This window comes from Gluconacetobacter liquefaciens, assembly GCF_003350405.1.
Taxonomy (GTDB): domain Bacteria; phylum Pseudomonadota; class Alphaproteobacteria; order Acetobacterales; family Acetobacteraceae; genus Gluconacetobacter; species Gluconacetobacter liquefaciens.
Genome location: NZ_QQAW01000023.1, coordinates 4,637 through 6,374, shown reverse-complemented (window position 1 = coordinate 6,374; position 1,738 = coordinate 4,637). Strand labels below are relative to the sequence as shown.

At 65.7% G+C, this 1,738-nt stretch carries 2 protein-coding genes; both read right to left on the bottom strand.

Going from position 1 to position 1,738, the window contains the following annotated elements; all coding sequences use genetic code 11:
• Positions 1-372 (bottom strand): hypothetical protein (locus C7453_RS18490; protein WP_342767969.1); only part of this gene is annotated, 372 nt, incomplete at its 3' end.
• On the bottom strand, positions 372-1,738 hold a 1,367-nt coding region (locus tag C7453_RS19035; RefSeq protein WP_170143288.1), incomplete at its 5' end, for an MBG-2 domain-containing protein. The genes C7453_RS18490 and C7453_RS19035, both read right to left, overlap by 1 nt.

Genomic DNA, 1,738 nt, shown 5'->3' with positions numbered 1-1,738 from the left:
GGCGATGGCATTCAGGTCGGCGAAGCTCAACGGCCGGCCCAGCCGCGCCGCCATCTCACGCCCGAAGGCCGCATCGTCCAGCAACGGCAGGCCGGTATGCCGCACGCCCGCCGTCCCGGCCGGCAGGCCCGTGGCCCGCACCGCCTGGACACCGGGCACGAACACCAGCCCCTTGAGCGCCGGCACCACCACGGCGGCCGATTGCGGCAGCGGCGGCGCCTCCCGGCCCGGCGCCTTCAGCGCATCGGGTGCCGGCGCCGACGGAAGCTGCCGGGGCGCCAGCCGGTCATAGGCCTGCGCATGCGCAAGCTTTGGTGCGAGGACGAGCGAGAAAACAGCGAGCGCGCAGCCCGACAGCAGGGGTGAACGCATCAGAGTGTTTTCTCAAGCTGGTTGGAGACCGAGGAAGATGGCAGCACGATCCGGTAGCCCTGCGCGCCGCCATTCCCCAGCGTCGGGTCGGCGGAAACGGAAACACGCGGTCGCGTCAGCAGGAGCGTGTCGTGTGTGCGGTTGCCATTGGCGGCATCTGCTGTGGCATCGGCAACCGGGACAATCATGGGCGTGGTAGGCGCTTGGACCGACTGGGCCTGAGCTACACCGACGCTGCTCCCCATCGCCATGACAGGCCAGAAAATGGGGGACACACCAGCCGTCGGATCGACCTGATGCGGCGCGGGCTGAATGGTATAGACGCCCGCCTGATAGGAAACGGTATAATTGCCCAGCCCGCTGCCCTGCGCACCAGAGATTGCGATGGCATAGGTGCCAGCCTCGCTCTGGGTAGTCGCCGCTGTTGCCAGTGTTACCCCGGAGATACTGTCGCCGTTGACCAGACCGGTGGTGCTGTAAGCCGAGGTGCCAAGGTTGGGTGTCTGCCCATAGGTGCCGGTCTGGTTTAGCGCCGTTACCGTCAGTGCGGCCGGATCGATGGTCAGGGTGCCGGGCTGGTAGGCGATGGTATAGTTTGCCGGGGCGGAACCGGCTGCACCGGAAGCGGTGATGGCATAGGTTCCGGCGCCGCTTTTGTTCGTGGCGAGCGTCGCGAGCGTGACACCAGAGATGGTATCGCCATTGACCAGACCGCTAACGCTATAGGCCGAACCATCAAGGCTGGGCGCCTGTCCATAGGTGCTGGCTTGGTTCAGCGCGGTCACCGTCAATGCTGCCGGATCGATGGTCAGCGTTCCCGGCTGGTAGGTCACGGTGTAGTTCGCCAGGCCGCTGCCCTGTGCCGCCGAGGCCGTGATGTCATAGTTGCCGACAGCACTCCTACCGGTCGCCGCTGTTGCCAGCGTCACTCCGGAAACCGTATCGCCATTCACCAAGCCGCTGGTGCTGTAAGCCGAGGTACCCAGGGTTGGCGCCTGTCCATAGGTGCTGGTCTGGTTCAGCGCGGTCACCGTCAGTGCGGCCGGATCGATGGTCAGGGTGCCGGGCTGGTAGGCGATGGTATAGTTTGCCGGGGCGGAACTGGCTGCACCGGAAGCGGTGATGGCATAGGTTCCGGCACCGCTTTTATTCGTGGCGACCGTCGCGAGCGTGACACCAGAGATGGTATCGCCATTGACCAGACCGCTAACGCTGTAGGCCGAACCATCGAGGCTGGGCGTCTGCCCGTAGGTGCTGGACTGGTTCAGTGCCGTTACCGTCAGTGCGGCCGGATCGATGGTCAGGGTGCCGGGCTGGTAGGCGATGGTATAGTTTGCCGGGGCGGAACTGGCCGCACCGGAAGCGG